The organism is Pseudomonas sp. S35 (assembly GCF_009866765.1).
Taxonomy (GTDB): domain Bacteria; phylum Pseudomonadota; class Gammaproteobacteria; order Pseudomonadales; family Pseudomonadaceae; genus Aquipseudomonas.
This window is the reverse complement of sequence record NZ_CP019431.1, coordinates 4886831-4909474: the sequence shown is the minus strand read 5'-3', so window position 1 is coordinate 4909474 and position 22644 is coordinate 4886831. Positions and strand designations below refer to the sequence as shown.

The window sequence follows — 22644 nt, the reverse complement described above, 5'->3', positions numbered from 1 at the left end:
GTTTACTCGGCGGTATGAGCGTCGGCGGCGCAGGCAGGTTTGCCTGCTGCATATTTAAGACTGGGGTCGACCAGCGCATCAAAGCGTTTGAGCGCTTCGGAGCCGATCAGCAGCGGATATTGGAAAGCGCTGCGGTCAGTCAAGTTCACTTCGATGCTGCGTAAAGCGCGGCCCATGCAGATATCCAAGGCAATTACCGGGCGGGCGGTGTAGTTCTTGTCTTCATCGGGGTCGTAGTCGCCGGCGCGGCGCTTGATCTTGCTGACGCGCGCCAGCGGGCGTTCGATGGGGTAGGAGTGGGCGGTGTCGATGGCCAGGTAGAAGCGCACCCAGGATTCGCCGTTGCGCTTGAAGCGCTTGATATCACGGGCACTGAGCGAAGCGGTCTTGGCGCCGGTGTCCAGCTTGGCGGCCACTTCCAGGTCGATGCCGGCCAATTGGGCGTATTCGTTGAGGCCATACACAGTCTTCTCGGCGGCAACGCCAAGGCTCGGGAGGCACAGTAGGCAAAACAGGGGGAAGGGCTTGAGTCTCATAGATCCTGAGGCGGTGCAGTGCGATGTTCAATTCAAGGCGACTGGCATTGCTGCGCAAACTCCCTCGTGCGCCGTTTCATCCAATGATGTCAGGCAAATTCGACGGGCATTCTAACATGATGCTTTTTTGGCGCCAGCGCTGGCAGCCGGCCATGCCCGTATCGAGTGCGCTTGGGTTATTAGACGATTGTCGACAATGTGTATTTATTCTTTGACTATCAGTGGGCGATTGGCTAGTTTTTGCCACATTGATTTAAAAGGTGTCGACAATATGCGGGTTCAATCGGAATCTTTGGTAGCCGCTTCGGACGATTCCCAGACAATGTCGGAGAACGTCTTCCGGCGTATCCAGGCCGCGATCGTCAAGGGCGAGATCGCCCCCGGCAGCAAGATCTCCGAGCCGGAACTGGCGCGCACCTATGGCATCAGCCGTGGCCCTTTGCGTGAGGCGATCCACCGCCTGGAAGGCCAGCGCCTGCTGGTGCGTGTGCCCCATGTGGGCGCACGCGTGGTGTCGTTGAGCCATGCCGAGCTGGTCGAACTGTATGAGATCCGCGAATCCCTGGAAGGCATGGCGTGTCGCCTGGCCGCCGAGCGCATGACCGATGTCGAAATCGAAGAACTGCGCCAAGTGCTGCACACCCACGAACGGGATGCCGCGTTCCAGGCCGGTGTCGGCTATTACCAGCAGGAAGGCGACTTCGATTTCCATTACCGGATAATTCAAGGCGCCGGCAACCGCACCCTCACGCAAATGCTCTGCGGCGAGCTGTATCAGTTGGTGCGGATGTACCGCATCCAGTTCTCCGCCACTCCCAATCGTCCACGCCAGGCCTTTGCCGAGCATCACCGCATTCTTGACGCGATTGCCGATCGCGATGGTGAACTGGCCGAACTGCTGATGCGCCGTCATATCGGCGCGTCCAAACGCAATATTGCCCGTCACTTCCCCGACGGCGCGCCCCAATCACGAGGTGAGTCATGAGTTCCTACAATAAGAACACCCCAGGCCAGCGTTTCCGTGACGCAGTCGCCAGCGAACAGCCCTTGCAGGTCGTTGGCGCAATCAACGCCAACCACGCGCTGCTGGCCAAGCGCGCGGGCTTCAAGGCGATTTACCTGTCGGGCGGCGGCGTGGCTGCCGGCTCCCTGGGGGTGCCGGACCTGGGCATCACCGGCCTGGACGACGTGCTCACTGACGTGCGCCGCATCACCGATGTCTGCGACTTGCCACTGCTGGTAGACGTGGACACCGGTTTCGGCTCCTCGGCGTTCAACGTGGCGCGCACCGTCAAGTCGATGATCAAGTTCGGCGCCGCGGCCATTCATATCGAAGACCAGGTCGGCGCCAAGCGCTGCGGCCATCGCCCGAACAAAGAAATCGTGTCCCAGCAGGAAATGGTCGACCGCATCAAGGCCGCCGTGGATGCGCGCACCGACGACAGCTTCGTGATCATGGCGCGCACCGATGCGCTGGCCGTCGAAGGCCTGGAGTCCGCCCTGGAACGCGCCGCCGCTTGCATTGAGGCTGGCGCCGACATGGTGTTCCCGGAAGCCATCACCGAACTTGAGATGTACAAACTGTTCGCCGCCCGGGTGAAAGCGCCGATCCTGGCCAACATCACCGAATTCGGCGCAACCCCGCTGTTCACCACCGAACAGTTGAAATCTGCTGATGTTTCCCTGGTGCTGTACCCACTCTCGGCCTTTCGCGCCATGAACAAGGCCGCCGAGAACGTGTACACCGCGATCCGTCGCGACGGCACCCAACAGAACGTGATCGACACCATGCAAACCCGCATGGAGCTTTACGACCGCATCGACTACCACACCTTCGAGCAAAAGCTCGACGCGCTGTTCGCCGCCAAGAAATAAACCTGTAGGAAGGTGCTTGTGTGGGAGCGGGCTTGCTCGCGAAAGCGGCGGGTCAGATAGGCGTCTGCTGACTGACACACTGCATTCGCGAGCAAGCCCGCTCCCACAAAAAACCGCTCCCCTAGGCGGCTCCCTATAAATACAAAATTGGAGAAGAACCATGGCTGAAGCAAAAGTATTGAGTGGCGCCGGCCTGCGTGGCCAGGTGGCCGGGCAGACCGCACTGTCCACCGTCGGCCAGGCCGGTGCCGGCCTGACCTATCGCGGCTATGACGTGCGCGAACTGGCCGCCGACGCGCAGTTCGAAGAGGTCGCCTACCTGCTGCTGTACGGCGAACTGCCGACCCAGGCCGAACTGGCCGCCTACAGCAAAAAACTGAGCACATTGCGTGACCTGCCCCAAGCACTGAAAGAAGTGCTGGAACGCATCCCTGCCGACGCCCACCCGATGGACGTGATGCGCACCGGTTGCTCGTTCCTGGGCAATATCGAACCCGAGAAAGACTTCAGCGTGCAGCGCGATGTCACCGACCGCCTGCTCGCCGCGTTCCCGGCGATCATGTGCTACTGGTACCGCTTCAGCCACGACGGCAAGCGCATCGACTGCGTGACCGACGAACCGAGCATCGGCGGCCATTTCCTGCACCTGCTGCACGGCAAGTCGCCGAGCGAGTTGCACGTCAAGGTCATGAACGTCTCGTTGATCCTCTACGCCGAGCACGAGTTCAACGCCTCGACGTTCACCGCGCGGGTGTGCGCGTCGACCCTGTCCGACCTGTATTCCTGCGTCACCGCCGCCATCGGCTCCCTGCGTGGCCCGCTGCACGGCGGCGCCAACGAAGCGGCGATGGAAATGATCGAGCGCTTCGCGTCGGCCGAAGACGCCGTCGAAGGCACCCTCGGCATGCTGGCGCGCAAGGACAAGATCATGGGCTTTGGCCATGCGATCTACAAAGACAACGACCCGCGTAATGAAGTGATCAAGGGCTGGGCGAAAAAACTCGCTGATGAAGTGGGCGACACGGTGCTGTTCCCGGTCTCCGAAGCCATCGACAAGACCATGTGGGAACAGAAAAAACTGTTCCCCAACGCCGACTTCTACCATGCCTCGGCGTACCACTTCATGGGCATCCCGACCAAACTGTTCACGCCGATCTTCGTCTGCTCACGCCTCACCGGCTGGGCCGCGCATGTGTTCGAGCAGCGCGCCAACAACCGCATCATCCGTCCAAGCGCCGAGTACACCGGCGTCGAACAGCGCAAGTTCGTGCCAATCGAACGTCGCTGAAGACCGACGATCCCAGGACTGGAATGAGGTCAACATGTGGGAGGGGGCAAGCCCTCTCCCACATGTTGACCTCATTCCAGCCTCGGATCGGCCCAGGTCTTCCTTTTGCAATCACCGTGACCGAGTCCTGACGATGAACACAGCATTTCGCAAACCGCTCCCCGGCAGCCGCCTGGATTTCTTCGACGCCCGTGCGGCAGTCGAAGCCATCACCCCCGGCGCCTACGCCACCTTGCCCTACACCTCTCGTGTGCTTGCCGAGAACCTGGTGCGCCGTTGCGACCCCGCCACCCTCAACGCATCCCTGAGCCAATTGATCGAGCGCAAACGCGACCTCGACTTCCCCTGGTTCCCGGCGCGGGTGGTGTGCCACGACATCCTCGGCCAGACCGCCCTGGTCGACCTCGCCGGCCTGCGCGATGCCATTGCCCTGCAAGGCGGTGACCCGGCGCAGGTCAACCCGGTGGTGCCGACCCAATTGATCGTCGATCACTCCCTGGCCGTTGAAGCCGGTGGTTTTGACCCGGATGCGTTTGAGAAGAACCGCGCCATCGAAGACCGTCGCAACGAAGACCGTTTCCACTTTATCGAGTGGACCAAAAAGGCCTTCAAGAACGTCGACGTGATCCCACCGGGCAACGGCATCATGCACCAGATCAACCTGGAAAAAATGTCCCCGGTGATCCAGGTACGTGACGGCGTGGCGTTCCCCGACACCTGTGTCGGCACCGACAGCCACACGCCCCACGTGGATGCGTTGGGCGTGATCGCCATCGGCGTCGGCGGCCTGGAAGCGGAGAGCGTGATGCTCGGCCGCGCCTCATGGATGCGCCTGCCGGAAAGTGTCGGCGTCGAACTTACCGGCAAGCTGCTGCCGGGCATCACCGCCACCGACATGGTGCTGGCGCTGACCGAGTTCCTGCGTAAACAGAAAGTCGTCGGCGCGTGGCTGGAATTCTTCGGTGAAGGGGCTTCGGCACTCACGTTGGGCGACCGCGCCACCATCTCCAACATGGCACCGGAATATGGCGCGACGGCGGCGATGTTCTACATCGATCAGCAGACCATCGCTTACCTGAAACTCACCGGCCGGGAAGACGAGCAAGTCGCCCTGGTCGAGCAATACGCCCGCCTCACCGGCCTGTGGGCGGATGACCTCAAAGGCGCGCAGTACGAGCGTGGCCTGACCTTCGACCTGTCCAGCGTGGTGCGCAACATGGCCGGCCCGAGCAACCCGCACGCCCGCGTCGCCACCCGCGACCTGGCGGCCAAAGGCATCAGCGGCCAGTGGGATGATGTGCCGGGGCAAATGCCCGATGGCGCGGTGATCATCGCCGCCATCACCAGTTGCACCAACACCAGCAACCCGCGCAATGTGATCGCCGCTGGGCTGTTGGCGCGCAATGCCAACAAGCTGGGGCTCAAGCGCAAACCGTGGGTCAAGTCGTCCCTGGCGCCGGGTTCGAAAACCGTGGCCATGTACCTGGAAGAAGCCGGCCTGGGGCATGAGCTGGATCAGCTCGGTTTTGGCGTGGTGGCGTTTGCCTGCACCACCTGCAATGGCATGTCCGGCGCGCTCGACCCGGTGATCCAGCAAGAGATCATCGACCGCGACCTCTACGCCACCGCCGTGCTCTCGGGCAACCGCAATTTCGATGGGCGCATTCACCCGTACGCCAAGCAAGCCTTCCTCGCGTCGCCGCCGTTGGTGGTGGCTTACGCAATTGCCGGCACCATTCGTTTCGACATCGAAAAGGACGTACTCGGCCTCGACGCCGACGGCAAGGAAATCCGCCTGCAAGACATCTGGCCCAGCGACGAAGAGATTGACGCGGTGGTCAAGGCGTCAGTCAAGCCGGAGCAGTTCCGTGCGGTCTACATTCCGATGTTCGCGATCCACGAAGACACCGGCCCCAAAGTCACGCCGCTGTACGACTGGCGCCCGCAAAGCACCTATATCCGCCGCCCGCCTTATTGGGAAGGCGCATTGGCCGGTGCGCGGCCGCTCAAGGGCATGCGCCCGCTGGCGGTGCTGCCGGACAACATCACCACCGACCATTTGTCGCCGTCCAACGCGATCATGCTCGACAGCGCCGCCGGCGAATACCTGGCGAAGATGGGCCTGCCGGAAGTCGACTTCAATTCTTACGCAACCCACCGCGGCGACCACTTGACTGCGCAACGCGCAACGTTCGCCAACCCGAAACTGTTCAACGAAATGGTGCTGGAGAACGGCAAGGTCAAGCAGGGTTCCCTGGCGCGCATCGAGCCCGAAGGCCAGGTCACGCGGATGTGGGAAGCCATCGAAACCTACATGGAGCGCAAGCAACCGCTGATCATCATCGCCGGCGCTGACTACGGCCAGGGCTCGTCCCGCGACTGGGCGGCCAAGGGCGTGCGCCTGGCCGGCGTGGAGGCGATTGCCGCCGAAGGTTTCGAGCGTATCCACCGCACCAACCTGGTGGGCATGGGCGTGTTGCCCCTGGAGTTTTTGCCGGGCACCGACCGCCACACCTTGCACATCGACGGCAGCGAAACCTATGACGTGGTCGGCGAACGCACCCCGCGTGCACTGTTGACCCTGGTGATCAACCGCAAGAATGGCGAACGTGTCGAGGTGCCGGTGACTTGCCGCCTGGACACCGCCGAAGAAGTGTCGATCTACGAGGCGGGCGGCGTGTTGCAACGTTTTGCCCAGGACTTCCTGGAATCGGCGGCGACCGCTTAAGAGGACGACCATGGCACACGTACCGCAAATCAAGATCCCCGCCACCTACATGCGTGGCGGCACCAGCAAGGGCGTATTTTTCAGCGTTAAGGACCTGCCCGTGTCGGCGCAGGTACCGGGTGCTGCCCGCGATGCCTTGCTGCTGCGCGTGATCGGCAGCCCCGATCCCTACGACAAGCAAATCGACGGCATGGGCGGCGCCACGTCCAGCACCAGCAAAAGCGTGATCCTGGCCAAAAGCACCCGCGCCGGGCACGACGTGGACTACCTGTTTGGCCAGGTCTCCATCGACAAACCCTTCGTCGACTGGAGCGGCAACTGCGGCAACCTGTCGGCGGCGGTGGGTTCGTTTGCCGTCAGCGCCGGCCTGGTCGACCCGGCCCGCGTCCCGCACAACGGCGTGGCGGTGGTGCGTGTGTGGCAGGCCAATATCGGCAAGACCATCATCGCCCACGTGCCGATTACCAACGGCGCGGTGCAGGAAACCGGTGACTTCGAACTGGACGGCGTGACCTTCCCTGCGGCCGAAGTGCAACTGGAGTTCATGGACCCGGCGGCGGAAGAAGAGGGCGGCGGTGGTTCGATGTTCCCCACCGGCAACCTGATCGACGACCTGGAAGTGCCCGGCGTCGGCACGTTCAAAGCCACGTTGATCAATGCCGGTATCCCGACGATTTTCATCAACGCCGAAGACCTCGGCTACACCGGCACCGAGCTGCAAGGCGCAATCAACAGCGACCCCAAGGCCCTGGCCATGTTCGAGACCGTGCGGGCCTACGGCGCACTGCGCATGGGTTTGATCAAGCATCTGGACGAAGCCGCCCAGCGCCAGCACACGCCGAAGGTCGCGTTTGTCGCCAAGCCTGCAGATTACGTGGCATCCAGCGGCAAGGCGATCAAGGCCGGCGATGTGGATTTGCTGGTGCGCGCACTGTCCATGGGCAAGTTGCACCACGCCATGATGGGCACCGCTGCGGTGGCGATTGGCACGGCGGCGGCGATTTGCGGCACGCTGGTCAACCTCGCCGCGGGCGGCATTGAACGTAATGCGGTGCGCTTCGGGCATCCGTCCGGCACGTTGCGCGTGGGGGCCGAAGCCACCCAGGTGAACGGTGAATGGGTGGTGAAGAAAGCCATCATGAGCCGCAGTGCACGGGTGCTGATGGAAGGTTTCGTCCGCGTCCCCGGCGACGCCTTCTAAAACCCTGCACACATCCAATGTGGGAGGGGCAAGCCCGCTCCCACAGTCATAAACAGGCATTCAGACCTGCGAAACGATCAACCCTGACCCTGAGGATGCAACAACCCTAACTCACTTTGGAGATCTGCCATGAGCACCAACGTCGACCAGAACAACCGCCCCGATTACGACCAGGTTTTGCAGGACATCGCCGACTACGTCCTCAATTACCGCATCGATTCCCAGGCCGCCCTCGACACGGCCCGCAACTGCCTGATGGACACCCTCGGTTGCGGCCTGCTGGCCCTGCGTTTTCCCGAGTGCACCAAGCACCTGGGGCCGATTGTGGAGGGTACGGTTGTGCCATTCGGCGCGCGCGTACCGGGTACGTCCTTTCGGTTGGACCCGGTCAAGGCTGCTTGGGATATCGGCTGCATCGTGCGCTGGCTCGACTACAACGACACCTGGCTCGCCGCCGAATGGGGCCACCCCTCGGATAACCTCGGCGGCATTCTTGCCGTGGCTGATCACCTGTCGCAAAAACGTGTGGCCAATGGTGATGCGCCCCTGACTGTGCGAACCGTGTTGGAAGCCATGATCATGGCCCACGAAATCCAGGGCGTGATCGCGTTGGAAAACTCCTTTAATCGCGTCGGCCTCGACCATGTGCTGCTGGTGAAAGTCGCCTCGACGGCAGTCACTGCCAAGCTGATGGGCGCCAACCGTGAGCAACTGCTGTCGGCCTTGTCCCATGCGTTTGTGGACGGACAGGCGCTGCGCACTTACCGCCATGCGCCGAATGCGGGCTCGCGCAAATCCTGGGCTGCCGGTGATGCGTCGAGTCGTGGCGTGCGCCTGGCGGATATCGCGCTGCGTGGCGAGATGGGCATCCCCGGTGTGTTGAGCGCGCCGCAGTGGGGCTTTTACGACGTGTTGTTCAGCCACACCAACAAGGACCTGGCGCTCAAGCCCGAGGACAAACGTGCGTTCAGCCTGTCCCAGGCATACGGCACTTATGTGATGGAAAACGTGCTGTTCAAGATCAGCTTCCCCGCTGAATTTCATGCGCAAACGGCCTGTGAAGCGGCAGTGACACTGCACCCGTTGGTGAGGGGGCGCCTGCATGAAATCGAACGCATCGTGATCACCACCCATGAGTCGGCGATTCGCATCATTTCCAAGGTCGGCCAGTTGGCCAACGCCGCCGACCGCGACCACTGCCTGCAATACATGACCGCCGTGCCCCTGGCGTTTGGCAATCTGGTGGCCGAGCAGTACGAGGACACGTTTCACGCCGCCCACCCGATCATCGATCAGTTGCGCGACAAGATGGTCATCATCGAAGACCCGCGCTACAGCCGCGAATACCTGGAGGCCGACAAGCGTTCCATCGCCAATGCGGTGCAGGTGTTTTTCAAGGATGGCTCCAGCACTGAGCAGGTGGCGGTGCAATACCCCATCGGTCATCGTCGGCGTCGGGTGGAGGGCATTGCGTTGCTGGAAGACAAGTTCAAGGCCAACCTGGCGACGCGGTTCACGGCGCAGCGCAGTGCCGAGATTTTTGCCTTGTGCAAAGACCAGGCGAAGCTTGAGGCCACAGCGGTGAACCGCTTCATGGACCTGTTCGTGATCTAGAAAGCAACTGGGTACAAAAAGTGTGGGAGGGGGCAAGCCCCCTCCCACATTTTGAACCGAGTTCACTCAAACCTAAGGATCACCCTCCGGTTGTGCTTGCTCTTTTTCTCGATTTTCTCGCAGAACACCCGGCCGATTTCTTCGGTGTTGATCACATGGGTGCCGCCGCAGGGCTGGATGTCGACCCCGGCGATTTCGATCACCTGGACCGCGCCTTGGACCACCGGCGGCGCAACCGCCTGGGTGCGGGTGATTTGCAACAGGGTGGAGTATTCCGTGGCGGCCATCGACAGGGTTCTTACCGGGTGAGCCTGTTCGATCAGCGCATTGAGGTCACGGGTGATGCTGTCCTTGTCGAGGGTCATTTCCGGCAGGTCGAAATCCAGGCGGCCTTTGTCGGCACTGATGCTGCAGCCCGTGACAGGCGCATCGATGAGCGAACACAACAGGTGCAGGCAGGTGTGCATTTTCATGTGCTGGTAGCGCCGTTCCCAATCCAGGGATGCATCGACCAGGACCCCGGCGGTCAACTGCGCGGGGCAGTGTTCTACCTGGTGCCAGATGATCGAGCGCAATACGGGATCGCGTACGGTGCCGCTCACCGTCACCTGCGTACCATCGGGCAAGGTCAAGTGGCCGGTGTCGCCCGGCTGTCCGCCGCCGGTGGGATAGAACAGCGTGTGTTCCAGGGCGATGCCCTGTTCGCTGACGGCAATCACCCGGGCGCTGAATGCGTTCTGGTAGGGCGCGCTGTCGAACAGCGCCAGGGTTTCCATGGTGTGCACGGACATGTTCAACCTCCGACGATCAGTGGGCTGGCTTGCAGCAGGTGACGCACCATTGCACTCAAGCCAGGGGGGGACAGCAGGGTGATTTCAAACTCCGGGCCGCAGATTTTCAGGTTCAGCGGCAGGCGCGGCAGTTGGTTGCTGGCTTCGACGCGGTGCAGGCGAAATTGCAGGTGGTGACGCTCCTTCACGGTCGGCTCCAGCATCAGCCCCGGCAAGGGGTGGAAGTCGGCGTCCAGCACCGTGACCTTGTGGCTGGCGTTGACCTCTCCGACCACGTGCAGGCGTTCATCCAGGGCGAAGGCGCCGAGGTAGTTGCTGTGGTCCGACTCATCGTTTTTTTGCAGTTGGATCTGGTTCACCACCTTGACCTTGGTGCCGGCGGGCACGTCCTGGGTGATCACGCAGGACGGGCTGATAAACACGTTATCGCCAATCAACACATACCCCAGCACCCGTGCGCCGGAGCCGATTTCGACGTTGTTGCCCAGCCGAGGGTGGCGCTTGCCGTCGGGGTTGTTGGCAATGCCCCGGGCGCCGAGGGTCACACCGCAGAGGATGTAGCAGTCGTTGCCGATCTCGCAGGTTTCACCGATCACCGTGCCGTAGCCGTGGTCCAGCACGAAGCGCCGACCAATGCGCGCCGCCGGGTGGATCTCGGCGCCGGAAAGGACTTTGCCCTGGTTGCTGAGCTTGAGGGCAATCCGTGAGAACACGCCGTTGGTCTGGTCAGGGAAGTTCCACACGCGGTGCGCCAACCGGTAATACAACACCGCCTTGAACGAGGCATAGGACTCCAGGATCAGCTCGCCGCGCCCACGGGACGCCGGGTCGCGATAGGCGTAGGCAATCAGGTCCTCGGCTACCGCCTGGGCGGTCTGCTGGATCAGTGGCGCCAGGTGCGGCTCCAGTTTTTTCATCTGTGCGGGCGTGAGGGTCTTGATGAGGTGGGTGAGCAACTCATCGTGCAACTGTTGCATGTCGATAAAGCCGCCCATTGAGGCACCCCCGCATTCTGGCTGGTTGGAAAACCGGTTATTCGAAACTGGGCAGGTAGCTGTCGGCATTGTCATAGACCATGGTCAACACCACCGTTTCGGGCGGTAGTTCGGGGGCCAGTTGGGCGACGGCCACCATATTGGCAGCGGAGGACAGACCCAGGCTGATGGCATCGGTGCGCATGATGCGTTTCATCATGTCGATGCAGTCCTGGCGCGAGACCTTGAGCATGCCGTCGATCACATCGAGATTGAGGATGCTCGGAATCAGGCCAATCGACAGGCCTTGGATGTGGTGTGGCGCATGCTGGTTTTTCAGCAGGTCGCATTCTTCCGGTTCCACACCCATGACGCGGATGGCCGGCCAGGCGGCTTTGAGGGTTTCGCCGATGCCGGTGATGTGGCCACCGGTGCCGATGCCGCTGACGAAGTAGTCCACGCGGCGCTCACCAAAGGCGCGCAGGATTTCCGGTGCGGTGGTGTCGCGGTGGGTCTGCGGATTGGCGCCGTTGCGTTGCTGGTTGAGCATCACGTAGCTGGGGTTTTCCAGCTGCAGCTCCATGCACTTTTCGCCATGGGAATTGTTGCCCAGGCGGCTGTCCGAGAGCACCACCTTGGCGCCGTACAGGCGCAGCAGCTTCTGTTTTTCGGGGCTGTAGTTGTCGGGAATCACCAGCACTACCTTGTAGCCCAGCACATTGCCCGCCATCACCAGGCCGATGCCGGTATTGCCGCCGCTGGGCTCGATGATGGTTTGCCCGCAATCGCGCATCAGCACGCCCCGCCGTTCGGCGTCGAGGATCATGCCCAAGGCGATGCGCGCCTTGTGGCTGCCACCGGGGTTGAGGGATTCAAGCTTGGCGTAGACCTCGATGCCGAGGTCTTCGGAGAACTGTGCCAGGCGCACGATAGGTGTGTGGCCGATGGCGTCGAGGATTGAGTTATGCAGCATCAGTCAGCCCTCCGATCAGTACAACGGCATGTCGGGTTCGACGTCGCGAACCCAGTGTTTCATGCCGCCTTGCAGTACCTTGGTGTTGGCAAAGCCGGCCGCCAGCAGCGTACTGGCCGCTTGCTCGGCGCGGGTGCCGGCATAGCAGATCAGGTAATGGGTGTTGTCGCGGCTGAGGCGGTCAAGTTGGCCATCCAGCTCGGCCAGGGGGATGTGCACCACGCCCGGTAACTTGCACACCTCCAGTTCGCTGGCGTCGCGCACGTCCAGCAGCACGTCGGCGCTGCGCGGGTGGTCGAGCAATTGCTTGAGCACTCGTGGCTTGATGTAGCGCTCTTCGGCCAGTGACGGTGTGCTGGGCATGGCGTCGGCACACACGGCTGGCGCGACGTTTTCGCTGTGGCGTAGTTCCGAGCAGCACGGGCAGTCGGCGCGCCGCTTGAAGCGGATCTCGCTGAACTTCATCGCCAACGCGTCGAAGCGCATCAGGCGCCCGGACAAAGGCTCGCCAATGCCGATCAGCAGCTTGATCGCCTCGGTGGCCTGGATCATCCCGACTACGCCGGGCAACACGCCGATCACGCCACCGGCACTGCAATTGGGCGCCAGCTCTGCGGGCGGTGCGCTGGGGAACAGGCAGCGATAGCACGGCCCGCCCTTGTAGTTGAGCACGCTGATCTGCCCGTCGAAGCGGTAGATCGCGCCATACACCAACGGCTTTCCAAGCTGTACGCAGGCATCGTTGACCAGGTAGCGGGTGTCGAAATTGTCGGTGCCGTCGATCACCAGGTCATAGGCGCCCACCAGTTCCAGGGCGTTATCGGTATTCAGGGCGGTGTCGTGGGCGTTGATCTGGATATGGCGGTTGAGGTCTTGCAGCCGTTGTTTGGCGGATTCGACCTTGGGCATGCCCAAGGTGCTGTTGCCGTGGACGATCTGGCGTTGCAGGTTGCTGCTTTCCACCACGTCGAAATCCACCAGGCCCAGGGTGCCGACACCGGCTGCCGCCAGGTACAGGCTGATGGGCGAGCCCAGGCCACCGGTGCCGATGATCAGCACTTTGGCTTTCTTGAGGTTCAATTGCCCTTCGCGGCCCACGCCGGGCAAGGTGATGTGGCGCACATAGCGCTGTACTTCTTCGTTGCTCAGGGTGTCGACGTCAATGCCGCCCGAGGTGGCGAGCAACACTTCGATCCGGGCTTTTTCCGGCAATAGTTCGTCGGCCTCGATCAGTTCCTCCTCGGCGGTAAACAGGAAGTGTTCCTTGAGCTGGTTGTTCTTCTCGTGAAACAGATGCGGACGCAATTGCGGGTGGTTGTTGCAGAGGTTTTCAATGACTTCGCGCAATGTCGATCCGGTGCTCTCAAGGGTCGATTCCGGCAGCTTGGCCACGCGAACCAGGATATCGGGGAAAGAGACAGCGTTCATGGACAACTCCGTGTGCAGGTCGTTGAAGGGTTGAAGGGCGAAATGCTTGCCATCCCAGGCAAACAGCTTGGAACCCAGGGCCTGGCCTTGGCGAACGTCGACCACCAGGTAGCTGACGGGGTGGATCGGTTCGCCCAGGAACAGTGCCTTGTCCTGGTCTTCGTCGCTGAAGTAGGCGCCGACGTCCGGGTGGGAGTGGTAGATCACCACCACCGGGTTATCGCTGCGAAAAGCCTTGTTCAGCAGCAGGGTGTCGGCCACTGAGAAGGTGTAGCCGTTGGCCGCGCTGCGCGGGTACATCCCAGGGTTCTTGCGGTGCAGTTCATTCTGGATATTGCTGCCCAGGTACACGCTGCCGTCGGCGAAGACGTAGCCACAGCACTCCTCGGGGTAGCTGCGGCTGGCGTGGGCGTAGATTTGTTCCAGGGCTTTTGGGCGGAGGACGTCCATGTTTCTCTCGCGTTGATGGAGGGTCAATTTTTCTTGGCCAGGAGTTTTTCAACAGGCAACTTGGTAATTGCGAAACCAGCCAGCAAGATGGCCGAGTACAGCATCAGGTCGCGGGAAATCGCCAGGCCTTCGTACCAGGCGCCGATGATCACCGCGAACACCGGAAAGATGATGAACACGAACGACAAGATGATCGGGCTCAAGCGCTTGAGCAGCATGAAGTACACGATGAACCCGCCCACCGAAGCCACGAGCCCCAGATAGAACAGGGCGCTCCAGGAGCGCAGGGTGATGTCTTCAAATGTCGGCGTTTCAAACCACAGCCCGGCAACGAACAGCATCAGCCCGGCAATGCCGATGGGCAGGGTGTTGTAGGTGATCACGCTGATGGCGCTGCCTTTTTGCTTGGTAATGACGTAGCACAACGCGTGCATGATCGCGGCGGTCAGAATCGCCAGTACCCCGAAGAACTCGGCGTGGTCCAGGTGCAGGCCCTGGCTCTTGATGATCATGTACAGGCTGCCGAAACCGATACCAATGCCGACCACCTGGGAAAAGTAGATGCGCTCACGCAGGAACAGCGCCGAGAAAATCAGGATAAACACCGGCATGCAACTGAACAGCAGCGCGGTGAGGCCGGACGAGACATGCATCTCGCCGTAGTTGAGCAGGTAGTAGGGAACGCTGAAGTACGACAGGGTCACGAACACGAAGAACCAGCGGCTTTCGCGGGGGAAAAGGATCGGTTCGCGGCGCACCAGGGCAAAACACAGGAACAATGGGAAGGCGATCAGGAAGCGCAGGCCCGCAGAGGTGAGGGGTGGCACGCTTTCCACGGCAATCTTGATGCCCAGCCAGGTGGTGCCCCAACTCAGGCACACGATCAGGAACATCACACTGGTGACCAGCCCGGCCAGCCACTGTTTTTGGGTTTTGGTTTTGGCGGTGTTTTCGATAACGGCGGACATTGGCATCGTTTATTGCTTCCCTGAGCCGGAATTGAACTCTATATTGAACTTGTAATGAGTTATAAAATTCGGCGATTGAACCCGTAAAAGCACACTATTAGGGCGAAAGATGGCTGTCAAAACAAATATTGACATGGTGTCAATTATGCGTGAGGGCTTGTCCAACGGTCAGGGCGTGAAGTACAAGCGCCTGTCCGATGTCATGGAACGGGGCATCCTCGAAGGCTTGATTGAACCGGGACGAAAACTGCCGCCCCATCGGGTGCTTTCCGACAACTTGGGTGTGACCATCGGCACCATCAGTCGCGCCTACGGCGAACTGGAGCGCCTCGGGTTGGTGGTGGCGCGCGTCGGTGACGGAACATTCGTGCGCAAGCGTGGGATGGAGCGCCAGCGCGATGAAGGCTTTCGCAACGTCAGCGAGGAACCGCGCCAATACTTCGACATGAGCCGCAACATGCATATTCCCGGGCAGGAGACCGCCTTCCTGGCCCAGAGCTTCCAAACCCTGTCGACCAACGCCAAGTTCCTCCAGGACATTAGTGCCTACACCCCGGATGCCGGCCTGCCGCGTTACCGCGAGGCCGGCGCGCAATGGCTGGTGCAGCGCGATTTTCATCCGATCCCCGAGCAGGTCATTTGCGTCAATGGCGGCCAGCACGGCTTGCTGTGCGCGATGATGGCCCTGCTACGGGCCGGCGATACGGTGGTGACCGAGCAGCTGACTTACCCTGGGCTGATCACGGCAGCCCGGATGCTCGGCATCCGCCTGATCGGCTTGGAGATGGATGAAGAAGGCGTGTTGCCGAATGCGCTGGATGAAGTCTGTCGTAATCACCGGGTTTCGGCGTTGTACTGCACGCCGACGATCCAGAATCCCACCACCGCGGTGTTGTCGGTGGCGCGCCGCGAAGCACTGGTCAAGGTGTGCCGCGAACACAACCTGTTGATCCTTGAGGATGAAGCTCACGGCGTATTGGTAGAGGACCGTCCGCCACCCCTCAGCCATTTCGCCCCCGAGCGTACGATTTTGATCAGCAGCCTCAGCAAAGCGGTGTCCGCTGGATTGCGGGTGGGGTATGTGCACGCGCCGCCGGCGCTGGTCAGCCGGATATCAGCGGCCCTGCGCTCAACTTGCTGGATGGCCACGCCAGTGACCCTGGAACTGGCCACCCAATGGATCGAAAACGGCACGGCAGAGTACCTGCTGCGCCAGCAGATCAACGAGATCAGCCGGCGTAAAGCCCTGGTACGCGACCTGCTGGAAGGCCTGCAATACCGCACTCACCTCAACAGCCCGCACTTCTGGATCGAAGTGCCGGAGCCGTGGCGTGCGTCGGAAATCGAGGCGGAACTCAAGCAGAACAACTACCTGATCGCCACCGCCGAGGCGTTTGCCGTGGGCCAGACGGCGGTGCCGCAGTTTATTCGGGCGAGCATCTGCAATACGTCGGGGGATGATCAGCTGTTGCGCGAGGGGTTTGATGCGTTGGCGACGGCGCTGGGGCAGGGCGGGGGCCGGTTTCAGCTGTAAGCGTCAAGCCACAAGCTGCAAGACAAGAGCCGAGTGGCTTTTCCTTGCGGCTTATAGCTTGAGGCTTCCGACTGCTTCACTTGAACCTGCGCTCCACACCTTTCTCCACCAGAATCTTCGCCGAAATCTCTTCCACCGAAAAATGCGTGGAATTGATGTGCGCAATATTCTCGCGACGGAACAGATTTTCTACTTCGCGCACTTCGAACTCGCACTGGGCATAGCTGGAGTATCGGCTGTTGGGCTTGCGTTCATTGCGGATGGCGGTGAGGCGGTCCGGGTCGATGGTCAGGCCGAACAGCTTGTGGGAGTGAGCGCGCAAGGCGGCCGGCAGCGTCAAATGCTCCATGTCGTCTTCGGTCAGCGGGTAGTTGGCCGCGCGGATGCCGAATTGCATGGCCATGTACAGACAGGTGGGCGTTTTGCCGCAGCGCGACACGCCCACCAGGATCAGGTCGGCCTTGTCGTAGTAGTGCGTGCGGGCGCCGTCGTCGTTGTCGAGGGCAAAGTTCACCGCCTCGATACGCTCCATATAGTTGGAGTTGTGCCCAATGGAATGGGACTTTCCGACGGAGTATGACGAATGTTCACTCAACTCTTGCTCCAGCGGCGCCAGGAAGGTCGAGAAGATATCGATCATGAAACCATTCGACGTTGCGAGAATCTCACGAATGTCTTGATTGACGATGGTGTCGAAAATGATCGGCCGAAAGCCGTCTTTCTCAGCCGCCAGATTGATTTGTTGTACCATGGCCCGCGCTTTATCCACGCTGTCGATATAGGGCCGCGTGAATTTGGCGAAGGTAATGTTTTCGAACTGCGCGAGCAGGCTTTGACCCAATGTTTCGGCTGTGATGCCGGTGCCGTCGGAGATAAAGAAAGCAGATCGTTTCATTTGAGCCCTGGGCCTTAAGCTGATGACGAATCTTGGATATGATAGGCGCGATTTTGCCGTCCCGCAGTGGGCCGCATTCTCACTTATTTTCCAGGTCCAGGCCACAAACGCGGGTAATCGCTCCTACGAGCAGCCGGCGTCCTGAGCTTTTCCAACACAGTTAGTGGAGAGATCACCTTGGTAGAGTACGTAGTTTCCCTCGATAAGCTCGGCGTCCATGATGTAGAGCATGTGGGGGGCAAGAACGCATCCCTCGGCGAGATGATCAGTAATCTTGCAGGCGCTGGTGTGTCGGTGCCCGGTGGTTTCGCCACCACGGCCCAGGCTTACCGTGATTTCCTCGAACTGAGCGGCCTCAATGCTCAGATCCATGCCGCGCTGGACGCCCTGGACGTCGATGACGTCAACGCCCTGGCCAAGACCGGCAGCCAGATCCGCCAGTGGATCATGGACGCCGAATTCCCCGAGAAGCTCAACGAAGAGATCCGCACCGCCTTCGCCGCACTCTCGGCCGGCAACCCGGACATGGCCGTTGCCGTGCGTTCCTCGGCCACCGCCGAAGACTTGCCGGATGCCTCCTTTGCTGGTCAACAAGAGACCTTCCTTAACATTCGCGGCGTGGAAAACGTGATCCGCGCGGCCAAGGAAGTGTTTGCCTCCCTCTTTAACGACCGCGCCATTTCCTACCGTGTACACCAGGGTTTCGACCACAAGCTGGTGGCTTTGTCTGCCGGTGTGCAGCGCATGGTGCGTTCGGAAACCGGCACCGCCGGCGTGATGTTCACCCTCGATACCGAGTCGGGTTTCCGTGACGTGGTGTTTATCACCGGCGCCTACGGCCTGGGCGAAACCGTCGTACAAGGCGCGGTCAACCCGGACGAGTTCTACGTCCACAAGCACACCCTTGAAGCCGGCCGCCCGGCCATCCTGCGCCGCAACCTGGGCAGCAAGGCCATCAAGATGATCTACGGCGACGAGGCCAAGGCCGGTCGTTCGGTGAAAACCGTTGATGTGGACAAGGCCGAGCGTGCGCGTTTCTGCCTGACCGACGCGGAGGTCAGCGAGCTGGCCAAACAAGCGATGATCATCGAAAAGCACTACAAGTGCCCGATGGACATCGAGTGGGCCAAGGACGGTGACGACGGCAAGCTGTACATCGTGCAGGCCCGTCCGGAAACCGTGAAGAGCCGCACTTCGGCCAACGTCATGGAACGTTACCTGTTGAAAGAAACCGGCACCGTGCTGGTGGAAGGCCGTGCCATCGGCCAACGCATCGGCGCCGGCAAGGTGCGGATCATCAAGGACGTGTCCGAGATGGACAAGGTCCAGCCAGGCGACGTGCTGGTCTCCGATATGACCGACCCGGACTGGGAACCGGTGATGAAGCGCGCCAGCGCCATTGTCACCAACCGTGGCGGGCGTACCTGCCACGCGGCGATCATTGCCCGTGAATTGGGGATTCCTGCGGTTGTCGGTTGCGGTAACGCCACCCAACTGCTCAAGGATGGCCAGGGCGTGACCGTGTCCTGCGCCGAGGGCGACACCGGTTTCATCTTCGAAGGTGAACTGGGCTTCGACATCAAGCAAAACTCCATCGACGCCATGCCCGACCTGCCGTTCAAGATCATGATGAACGTCGGCAACCCGGACCGTGCCTTCGACTTCGCGCAGTTGCCGAACGCCGGTGTGGGCCTGGCCCGCCTGGAGTTCATCATCAACCGCATGATCGGCGTGCACCCCAAGGCCCTGTTGAACTACGACGGCCTGCCGCTGGACATCAAGGAAAGCGTCGACAAGCGCATCGCCGGCTACAACGACCCGGTGGGCTTCTACGTCGAGAAGCTGGTGGAAGGCATCAGCACCCTGGCTGCGGCGTTCTACCCGAAAAAGGTGATCGTGCGCCTGTCGGACTTCAAGTCCAACGAATACGCCAACCTGATCGGCGGCAAGCTGTACGAGCCGGAAGAAGAAAACCCGATGCTGGGTTTCCGTGGCGCCTCGCGTTACATCAGCGAAGCGTTCCGTGATTGCTTCGAGCTCGAATGCCGTGCGCTGAAACGTGTGCGCAACGAGATGGGCCTGACCAACGTCGAGATCATGGTGCCGTTCGTACGCACCTTGGGCGAAGCGAGCCAAGTGGTGGACCTGCTGGCCGAAAACGGCCTGTCCCGTGGCGAAAACGGCTTGCGCGTGATCATGATGTGCGAACTGCCGTCCAACGCCATTCTGGCCGAGGAGTTCCTGGAATTCTTCGACGGTTTCTCCATCGGTTCCAACGACCTGACCCAGTTGACCCTGGGCCTGGACCGCGATTCGGGGATCATCGCCCACTTGTTCGATGAGCGTAACCCGGCCGTCAAAAAGCTGCTGGCCAACGCCATCCAGGCCTGTAACAAGGCCGGCAAGTACATCGGCATCTGCGGCCAAGGCCCTTCCGACCACCCGGACCTGGCCAAATGGCTGATGGAACAGGGTATCGAGAGCGTCTCGCTGAACCCCGACTCGGTGCTGGAAACCTGGTTCTTCCTGGCGGAAGGCCAAGCGTCCGCCTAAGCTCGTTACGTCAAAAGTGCCGGTCACCCGTTGTGGGTGACCGGCATTCTTATCTGTACAGGGCGGGAATCCTTGCGGACGCCGCCCTTTTTTGTGCAAGAGCATTATGCAAAGCAGCAGCAACCTGTTTCCCGTCGCCCTGATCAGCGCTGAACGTCGTGGCGACCTGAGTGAAGACGTGTATCGCCTCAAGCCCGGTAACAGCCCCGACGGCACCGTCGAGCTGGCAGTTACCCGCTTGGGCCTGGCCGATGTCCAGGAAAACCGGGGCATCCCGGTTATTTTGTTGCACGGCAGTTTTTCCAACCGGCGTTTTTGGTATTCGCCCAAAGGCATCGGCCTGGGTGCCTACCTGGCACGCCAGGGGTTTGATGTGTGGATCCCGGAAATGCGCGGCCATGGTTTGTCCAAGCGCAATCATGACTACGCCAAAAATCGGGTCGCCGACTACGCACGCTATGATTTGCCGGCCATCGGTGCGTTTGTGCGCGAGCAAAGCGCGCAAATCCCCCACTGGATCGGCCACTCCTTAGGCGGCACAGCCTTGGTGGCGGCTCTGGGTGGCCAGCACCTTGGTGCGCCTGCAGTGGCTTCAGTGGCCTTGTTTGGTTGCCAGGTCAGCCGTACGCACTGGCCGTTGAAACTGCCTCCGGTGGAGTGGACTGGTCGATTGCTGCTCAAACGCTTCGGGGAATTGTCCGGCTCACGCTTCAAGCGTGGCCCAGAGGATGAGCCCGCAGGTGTATTGATCGAAGCCATGCGTTGGAATGGCCTGTTTGGCCGCTTTGGCGAGGGTAAGCACGACTGGTGGAAAGGCCTGGCAAACGTCGATGTGCCGCTATTGGCCGTCAGCGCTGCCGGTGATCACCAGGACCCCGACTGGGCGTGTCGCAAGTTGTTCGAGCAAGTCGGTTCTGAGCATCGCCAGTACCTGTGCCTGGGTCGCCAGCAGGGTTTTACCGAGGATTTCGGGCATGTTGAAATGCTCGTGAGCAAAGCCGCCCAGGCCGAAGTGTGGCCATTGGTGGCGCAGTGGTTGAAAGACCCGTTAACACCATTGTTCGGCGCGCCGGCCGAGGCGTTGGCGATGGTTTGACGCAGCGTTCTGCCATGGGCGTTTCGCTCGTGCAAGGTTGCGGCTAAGATATGACGCGCTGAACGCTTCTGGTCATATTCAGTCGCGCAGTGGCGCTTGCGTTGCGGCCAAGCGAATGGGATGTTCCCCGTCCGCTTCGACCGGTACTTCCTTGAAAGACACTTCTTTGGCAGAAAGGAATTTTTCGATGAACCATTACGTGACCCCCGACCTGTGCGACGCCTACCCCGAGTTGGTGCAGGTAGTCGAGCCGATGTTCAGCAACTTCGGCGGCCGAGACTCCTTCGGCGGCGAGATTGTCACCATCAAGTGCTTCGAAGATAACTCGTTGGTCAAGGAACAAGCCGACCAACCGGGCGCCGGCAAGGTGCTGGTGGTCGACGGAGGCGGTTCCCTGCGCCGCGCGTTGCTGGGCGACATGATTGCCGAAAAAGCCGCGAAAAACGGTTGGGAAGGGCTGGTGATCTACGGTTGCATCCGTGATGTCGATGTCATCGCCCAGACCGATCTGGGCGTGCAGGCCCTGGCCAGCCACCCCATGAAAACTGACAAACGCGGCATTGGCGACCTGAACGTGGTGGTCACGTTTGCGGGCGTGACGTTCCGCCCGGGTGAGTACATCTACGCAGACAATAATGGCGTGATCGTGTCGCCAAGTCCGCTGAAAATGCCTGAATAAACCGCAATAATCGACGGGGTGAGGATGTTCGAGGAAGAAAACGCGCAATGGGGGCTGGTACATGCCCTGGTGCTGGATGGTAAAGGCGGTGCGCGTTCGATTGCCCGGACTGACCTCGATGACCTGCAACTGCAGCCCCAGGAAAGCCTGTGGCTGCACTGGGATCGCAGTCATCCGCAAACGCAGACCTGGCTGCGCAAATCCAGTGGTTTGAGCGAATTCGCCTGTGACCTGCTGCTGGAGGAGAACACCCGTCCGCGCCTGTTGCCGTTGCCGGACGCCGAGCTGCTGCTGTTCTTGCGCGGGGTTAACCTCAACCCAGGTGCCGAGCCTGAAGACATGGTCTCGGTGCGGATTTTCGCCGCTGCCAGCCGCGTCATTTCCTTGCGCCTGCGCCCGCTGCGTGCCACCGATGAACTGCTGGTGCAACTGGCGGACGGCAAAGGGCCGAAAACCGCTTCTGAACTCATCCTTTATATGGCGCAGTACCTGACCAATAAAGTGCAGGATCTGGTCACTGACTTGTCGGAAGTGGTCGATGCCGAGGAAGAAAAACTTGATACCGACGAACGGTATACCCCGGAGCACGGCAGCCTCCTGCAGATCCGCCGGCGAGCGGCCGGACTCAAGCGATTCCTGGCGCCGCAGCGGGATATTTTTGCCCAGCTCACGCGCATCAAATTACCGTGGTTCTGCGACGACGATGCCGATTATTGGAATGAATTGAACAACAGCCTGACCCGGTACCTGGAAGAACTCGAATTGACCCGCGAGCGCGTGGGCCTTGTGCTTGAGGCAGAAGACCGACGCTTGAGCGTGCGCATGAACCGCACCATGTACCGTTTCGGCATCATTACCGGGATCTTCTTGCCGATGAGCTTTTTGACCGGTTTGCTGGGTATAAATGTGGGCGGCATACCGTTCTCCGAGAGCCCCTACGGGTTCATGGTTGCATGCCTGTTGATGGTGTCGGTGGCGCTCGGACAATGGTGGCTATTTCGACGATTGCGCTGGGTTTGAGCTGAATACCAGCTGAACGTAGGAAGGGTCCTATGTGACCC

18 protein-coding genes are annotated in these 22644 nt (G+C 60.9%); 11 read left to right on the top strand and 7 right to left on the bottom strand.

What is annotated here, in order from left to right; translation table 11 throughout:
- Window positions 1-2: 2 nt before the first annotated feature.
- Window positions 3-536 carry an ATP-dependent zinc protease gene (locus PspS35_RS21945; RefSeq protein WP_159936772.1) on the bottom strand — a complete coding sequence of 178 codons (534 nt, stop codon included), beginning with the start codon at window positions 534-536 and terminating at the stop codon, window positions 3-5.
- Window positions 537-807: 271 nt separating this feature from the next.
- On the opposite strand from PspS35_RS21945, the gene PspS35_RS21940 reads away from it, so the two are divergent.
- The 6 genes from PspS35_RS21940 (at window position 808) to prpD (ending at window position 9242) form a co-directional block, all read left to right on the top strand.
- Window positions 808-1521 (top strand): GntR family transcriptional regulator, encoded by a 714-nt coding sequence (locus PspS35_RS21940; RefSeq protein ID WP_159936771.1) that lies wholly within the window; start codon window positions 808-810, stop codon window positions 1519-1521.
- Complete coding sequence (prpB, locus tag PspS35_RS21935; RefSeq protein WP_159936770.1) at window positions 1518-2411, top strand: methylisocitrate lyase; 894 nt, start codon at window positions 1518-1520, stop codon at window positions 2409-2411. The genes PspS35_RS21940 and prpB overlap by 4 nt, the downstream gene beginning before the upstream one ends.
- Window positions 2412-2571: 160 nt before the next feature.
- Window positions 2572-3699, top strand: coding sequence for a 2-methylcitrate synthase (prpC, locus tag PspS35_RS21930; protein ID WP_159936769.1), 1128 nt, complete (start codon window positions 2572-2574; stop codon window positions 3697-3699).
- Between the two features lie 133 nt (window positions 3700-3832).
- Window positions 3833-6427 (top strand): Fe/S-dependent 2-methylisocitrate dehydratase AcnD, encoded by a 2595-nt coding sequence (gene acnD, locus PspS35_RS21925; protein WP_159936768.1) that lies wholly within the window; start codon window positions 3833-3835, stop codon window positions 6425-6427.
- A 10-nt stretch (window positions 6428-6437) separates the two neighbouring features.
- Window positions 6438-7628: a 2-methylaconitate cis-trans isomerase PrpF gene (prpF, locus tag PspS35_RS21920; protein WP_159936767.1), complete on the top strand. Its 1191-nt coding sequence runs from the start codon at window positions 6438-6440 to the stop codon at window positions 7626-7628.
- A 129-nt stretch (window positions 7629-7757) separates the two neighbouring features.
- On the top strand, window positions 7758-9242 hold the full coding sequence (gene prpD / locus PspS35_RS21915) for a 2-methylcitrate dehydratase (RefSeq protein WP_159936766.1): 1485 nt from the start codon (window positions 7758-7760) through the stop codon (window positions 9240-9242).
- A gap of 62 nt (window positions 9243-9304) precedes the next feature.
- Here the strand turns inward: prpD and PspS35_RS21910 are convergent, their stop codons facing one another.
- The 5 genes from PspS35_RS21910 to PspS35_RS21890 are packed head-to-tail and all read right to left on the bottom strand — an operon-like array spanning window position 9305 to window position 14775.
- Window positions 9305-10033, bottom strand: a complete 729-nt coding sequence (locus PspS35_RS21910) for an alanyl-tRNA editing protein (protein WP_159936765.1) — start codon at window positions 10031-10033, stop codon at window positions 9305-9307.
- A gap of 2 nt (window positions 10034-10035) precedes the next feature.
- Complete coding sequence (locus tag PspS35_RS21905) at window positions 10036-11028, bottom strand: serine O-acetyltransferase (RefSeq protein WP_159936764.1); 993 nt, start codon at window positions 11026-11028, stop codon at window positions 10036-10038.
- 37 nt (window positions 11029-11065) lie between these two features.
- Window positions 11066-11980 carry a PLP-dependent cysteine synthase family protein gene (locus tag PspS35_RS21900; RefSeq protein ID WP_159936763.1) on the bottom strand — a complete coding sequence of 305 codons (915 nt, stop codon included), beginning with the start codon at window positions 11978-11980 and terminating at the stop codon, window positions 11066-11068.
- A gap of 15 nt (window positions 11981-11995) precedes the next feature.
- Entirely contained in the window at window positions 11996-13858 is a 1863-nt protein-coding gene (gene moeB / locus PspS35_RS21895) for a molybdopterin-synthase adenylyltransferase MoeB (RefSeq protein ID WP_159936762.1), read from the bottom strand.
- Window positions 13859-13881: 23 nt separating this feature from the next.
- Window positions 13882-14775 carry an EamA family transporter gene (locus tag PspS35_RS21890; RefSeq protein ID WP_161799284.1) on the bottom strand — a complete coding sequence of 298 codons (894 nt, stop codon included), beginning with the start codon at window positions 14773-14775 and terminating at the stop codon, window positions 13882-13884.
- Window positions 14776-14935: 160 nt separating this feature from the next.
- On the opposite strand from PspS35_RS21890, the gene PspS35_RS21885 reads away from it, so the two are divergent.
- The gene (locus PspS35_RS21885; protein ID WP_159936760.1) at window positions 14936-16360 is read left to right on the top strand and encodes a PLP-dependent aminotransferase family protein; all 1425 of its coding nucleotides are present in this window, start codon (window positions 14936-14938) and stop codon (window positions 16358-16360) included.
- 76 nt (window positions 16361-16436) lie between these two features.
- On the opposite strand, the gene PspS35_RS21880 is transcribed toward PspS35_RS21885, so the two are convergent.
- Window positions 16437-17255: a pyruvate, water dikinase regulatory protein gene (locus tag PspS35_RS21880; protein ID WP_003193298.1), complete on the bottom strand. Its 819-nt coding sequence runs from the start codon at window positions 17253-17255 to the stop codon at window positions 16437-16439.
- 177 nt (window positions 17256-17432) lie between these two features.
- Here PspS35_RS21880 and ppsA point away from each other — a divergent pair, with 177 nt between their 5' ends.
- From ppsA to PspS35_RS21860, 4 genes are all read left to right on the top strand, one after another.
- A complete protein-coding gene (gene ppsA / locus PspS35_RS21875) occupies window positions 17433-19808 on the top strand; it encodes a phosphoenolpyruvate synthase (protein ID WP_159936759.1) in 2376 nt (791 codons plus the stop codon).
- A gap of 106 nt (window positions 19809-19914) precedes the next feature.
- A complete protein-coding gene (locus PspS35_RS21870; protein WP_159936758.1) occupies window positions 19915-20904 on the top strand; it encodes an alpha/beta fold hydrolase in 990 nt (329 codons plus the stop codon).
- 187 nt (window positions 20905-21091) lie between these two features.
- Window positions 21092-21583, top strand: a complete 492-nt coding sequence (rraA, locus tag PspS35_RS21865; RefSeq protein WP_017527456.1) for a ribonuclease E activity regulator RraA — start codon at window positions 21092-21094, stop codon at window positions 21581-21583.
- A gap of 24 nt (window positions 21584-21607) precedes the next feature.
- Window positions 21608-22603, top strand: coding sequence for a zinc transporter ZntB (locus PspS35_RS21860; RefSeq protein WP_159936757.1), 996 nt, complete (start codon window positions 21608-21610; stop codon window positions 22601-22603).
- Window positions 22604-22644 lie beyond the last annotated feature (41 nt).

What these genes read in the sequence shown, in the direction of transcription:
- PspS35_RS21945 (WP_159936772.1), bottom strand. Translation starts at nt 536, where the DNA reads ATGAGACTCAAGCCCTTCCCCCTGTTTTGCCTACTGTGCCTCCCGAGC.
- PspS35_RS21940 (WP_159936771.1), top strand. Translation starts at nt 808, where the DNA reads ATGCGGGTTCAATCGGAATCTTTGGTAGCCGCTTCGGACGATTCCCAG.
- prpB (WP_159936770.1), top strand. Translation starts at nt 1,518, where the DNA reads ATGAGTTCCTACAATAAGAACACCCCAGGCCAGCGTTTCCGTGACGCA.
- prpC (WP_159936769.1), top strand. Translation starts at nt 2,572, where the DNA reads ATGGCTGAAGCAAAAGTATTGAGTGGCGCCGGCCTGCGTGGCCAGGTG.
- acnD (WP_159936768.1), top strand. Translation starts at nt 3,833, where the DNA reads ATGAACACAGCATTTCGCAAACCGCTCCCCGGCAGCCGCCTGGATTTC.
- prpF (WP_159936767.1), top strand. Translation starts at nt 6,438, where the DNA reads ATGGCACACGTACCGCAAATCAAGATCCCCGCCACCTACATGCGTGGC.
- prpD (WP_159936766.1), top strand. Translation starts at nt 7,758, where the DNA reads ATGAGCACCAACGTCGACCAGAACAACCGCCCCGATTACGACCAGGTT.
- PspS35_RS21910 (WP_159936765.1), bottom strand. Translation starts at nt 10,033, where the DNA reads ATGTCCGTGCACACCATGGAAACCCTGGCGCTGTTCGACAGCGCGCCC.
- PspS35_RS21905 (WP_159936764.1), bottom strand. Translation starts at nt 11,028, where the DNA reads ATGGGCGGCTTTATCGACATGCAACAGTTGCACGATGAGTTGCTCACC.
- PspS35_RS21900 (WP_159936763.1), bottom strand. Translation starts at nt 11,980, where the DNA reads ATGCTGCATAACTCAATCCTCGACGCCATCGGCCACACACCTATCGTG.
- moeB (WP_159936762.1), bottom strand. Translation starts at nt 13,858, where the DNA reads ATGGACGTCCTCCGCCCAAAAGCCCTGGAACAAATCTACGCCCACGCC.
- PspS35_RS21885 (WP_159936760.1), top strand. Translation starts at nt 14,936, where the DNA reads ATGGCTGTCAAAACAAATATTGACATGGTGTCAATTATGCGTGAGGGC.
- PspS35_RS21880 (WP_003193298.1), bottom strand. Translation starts at nt 17,255, where the DNA reads ATGAAACGATCTGCTTTCTTTATCTCCGACGGCACCGGCATCACAGCC.
- PspS35_RS21870 (WP_159936758.1), top strand. Translation starts at nt 19,915, where the DNA reads ATGCAAAGCAGCAGCAACCTGTTTCCCGTCGCCCTGATCAGCGCTGAA.
- rraA (WP_017527456.1), top strand. Translation starts at nt 21,092, where the DNA reads ATGAACCATTACGTGACCCCCGACCTGTGCGACGCCTACCCCGAGTTG.
- PspS35_RS21860 (WP_159936757.1), top strand. Translation starts at nt 21,608, where the DNA reads ATGTTCGAGGAAGAAAACGCGCAATGGGGGCTGGTACATGCCCTGGTG.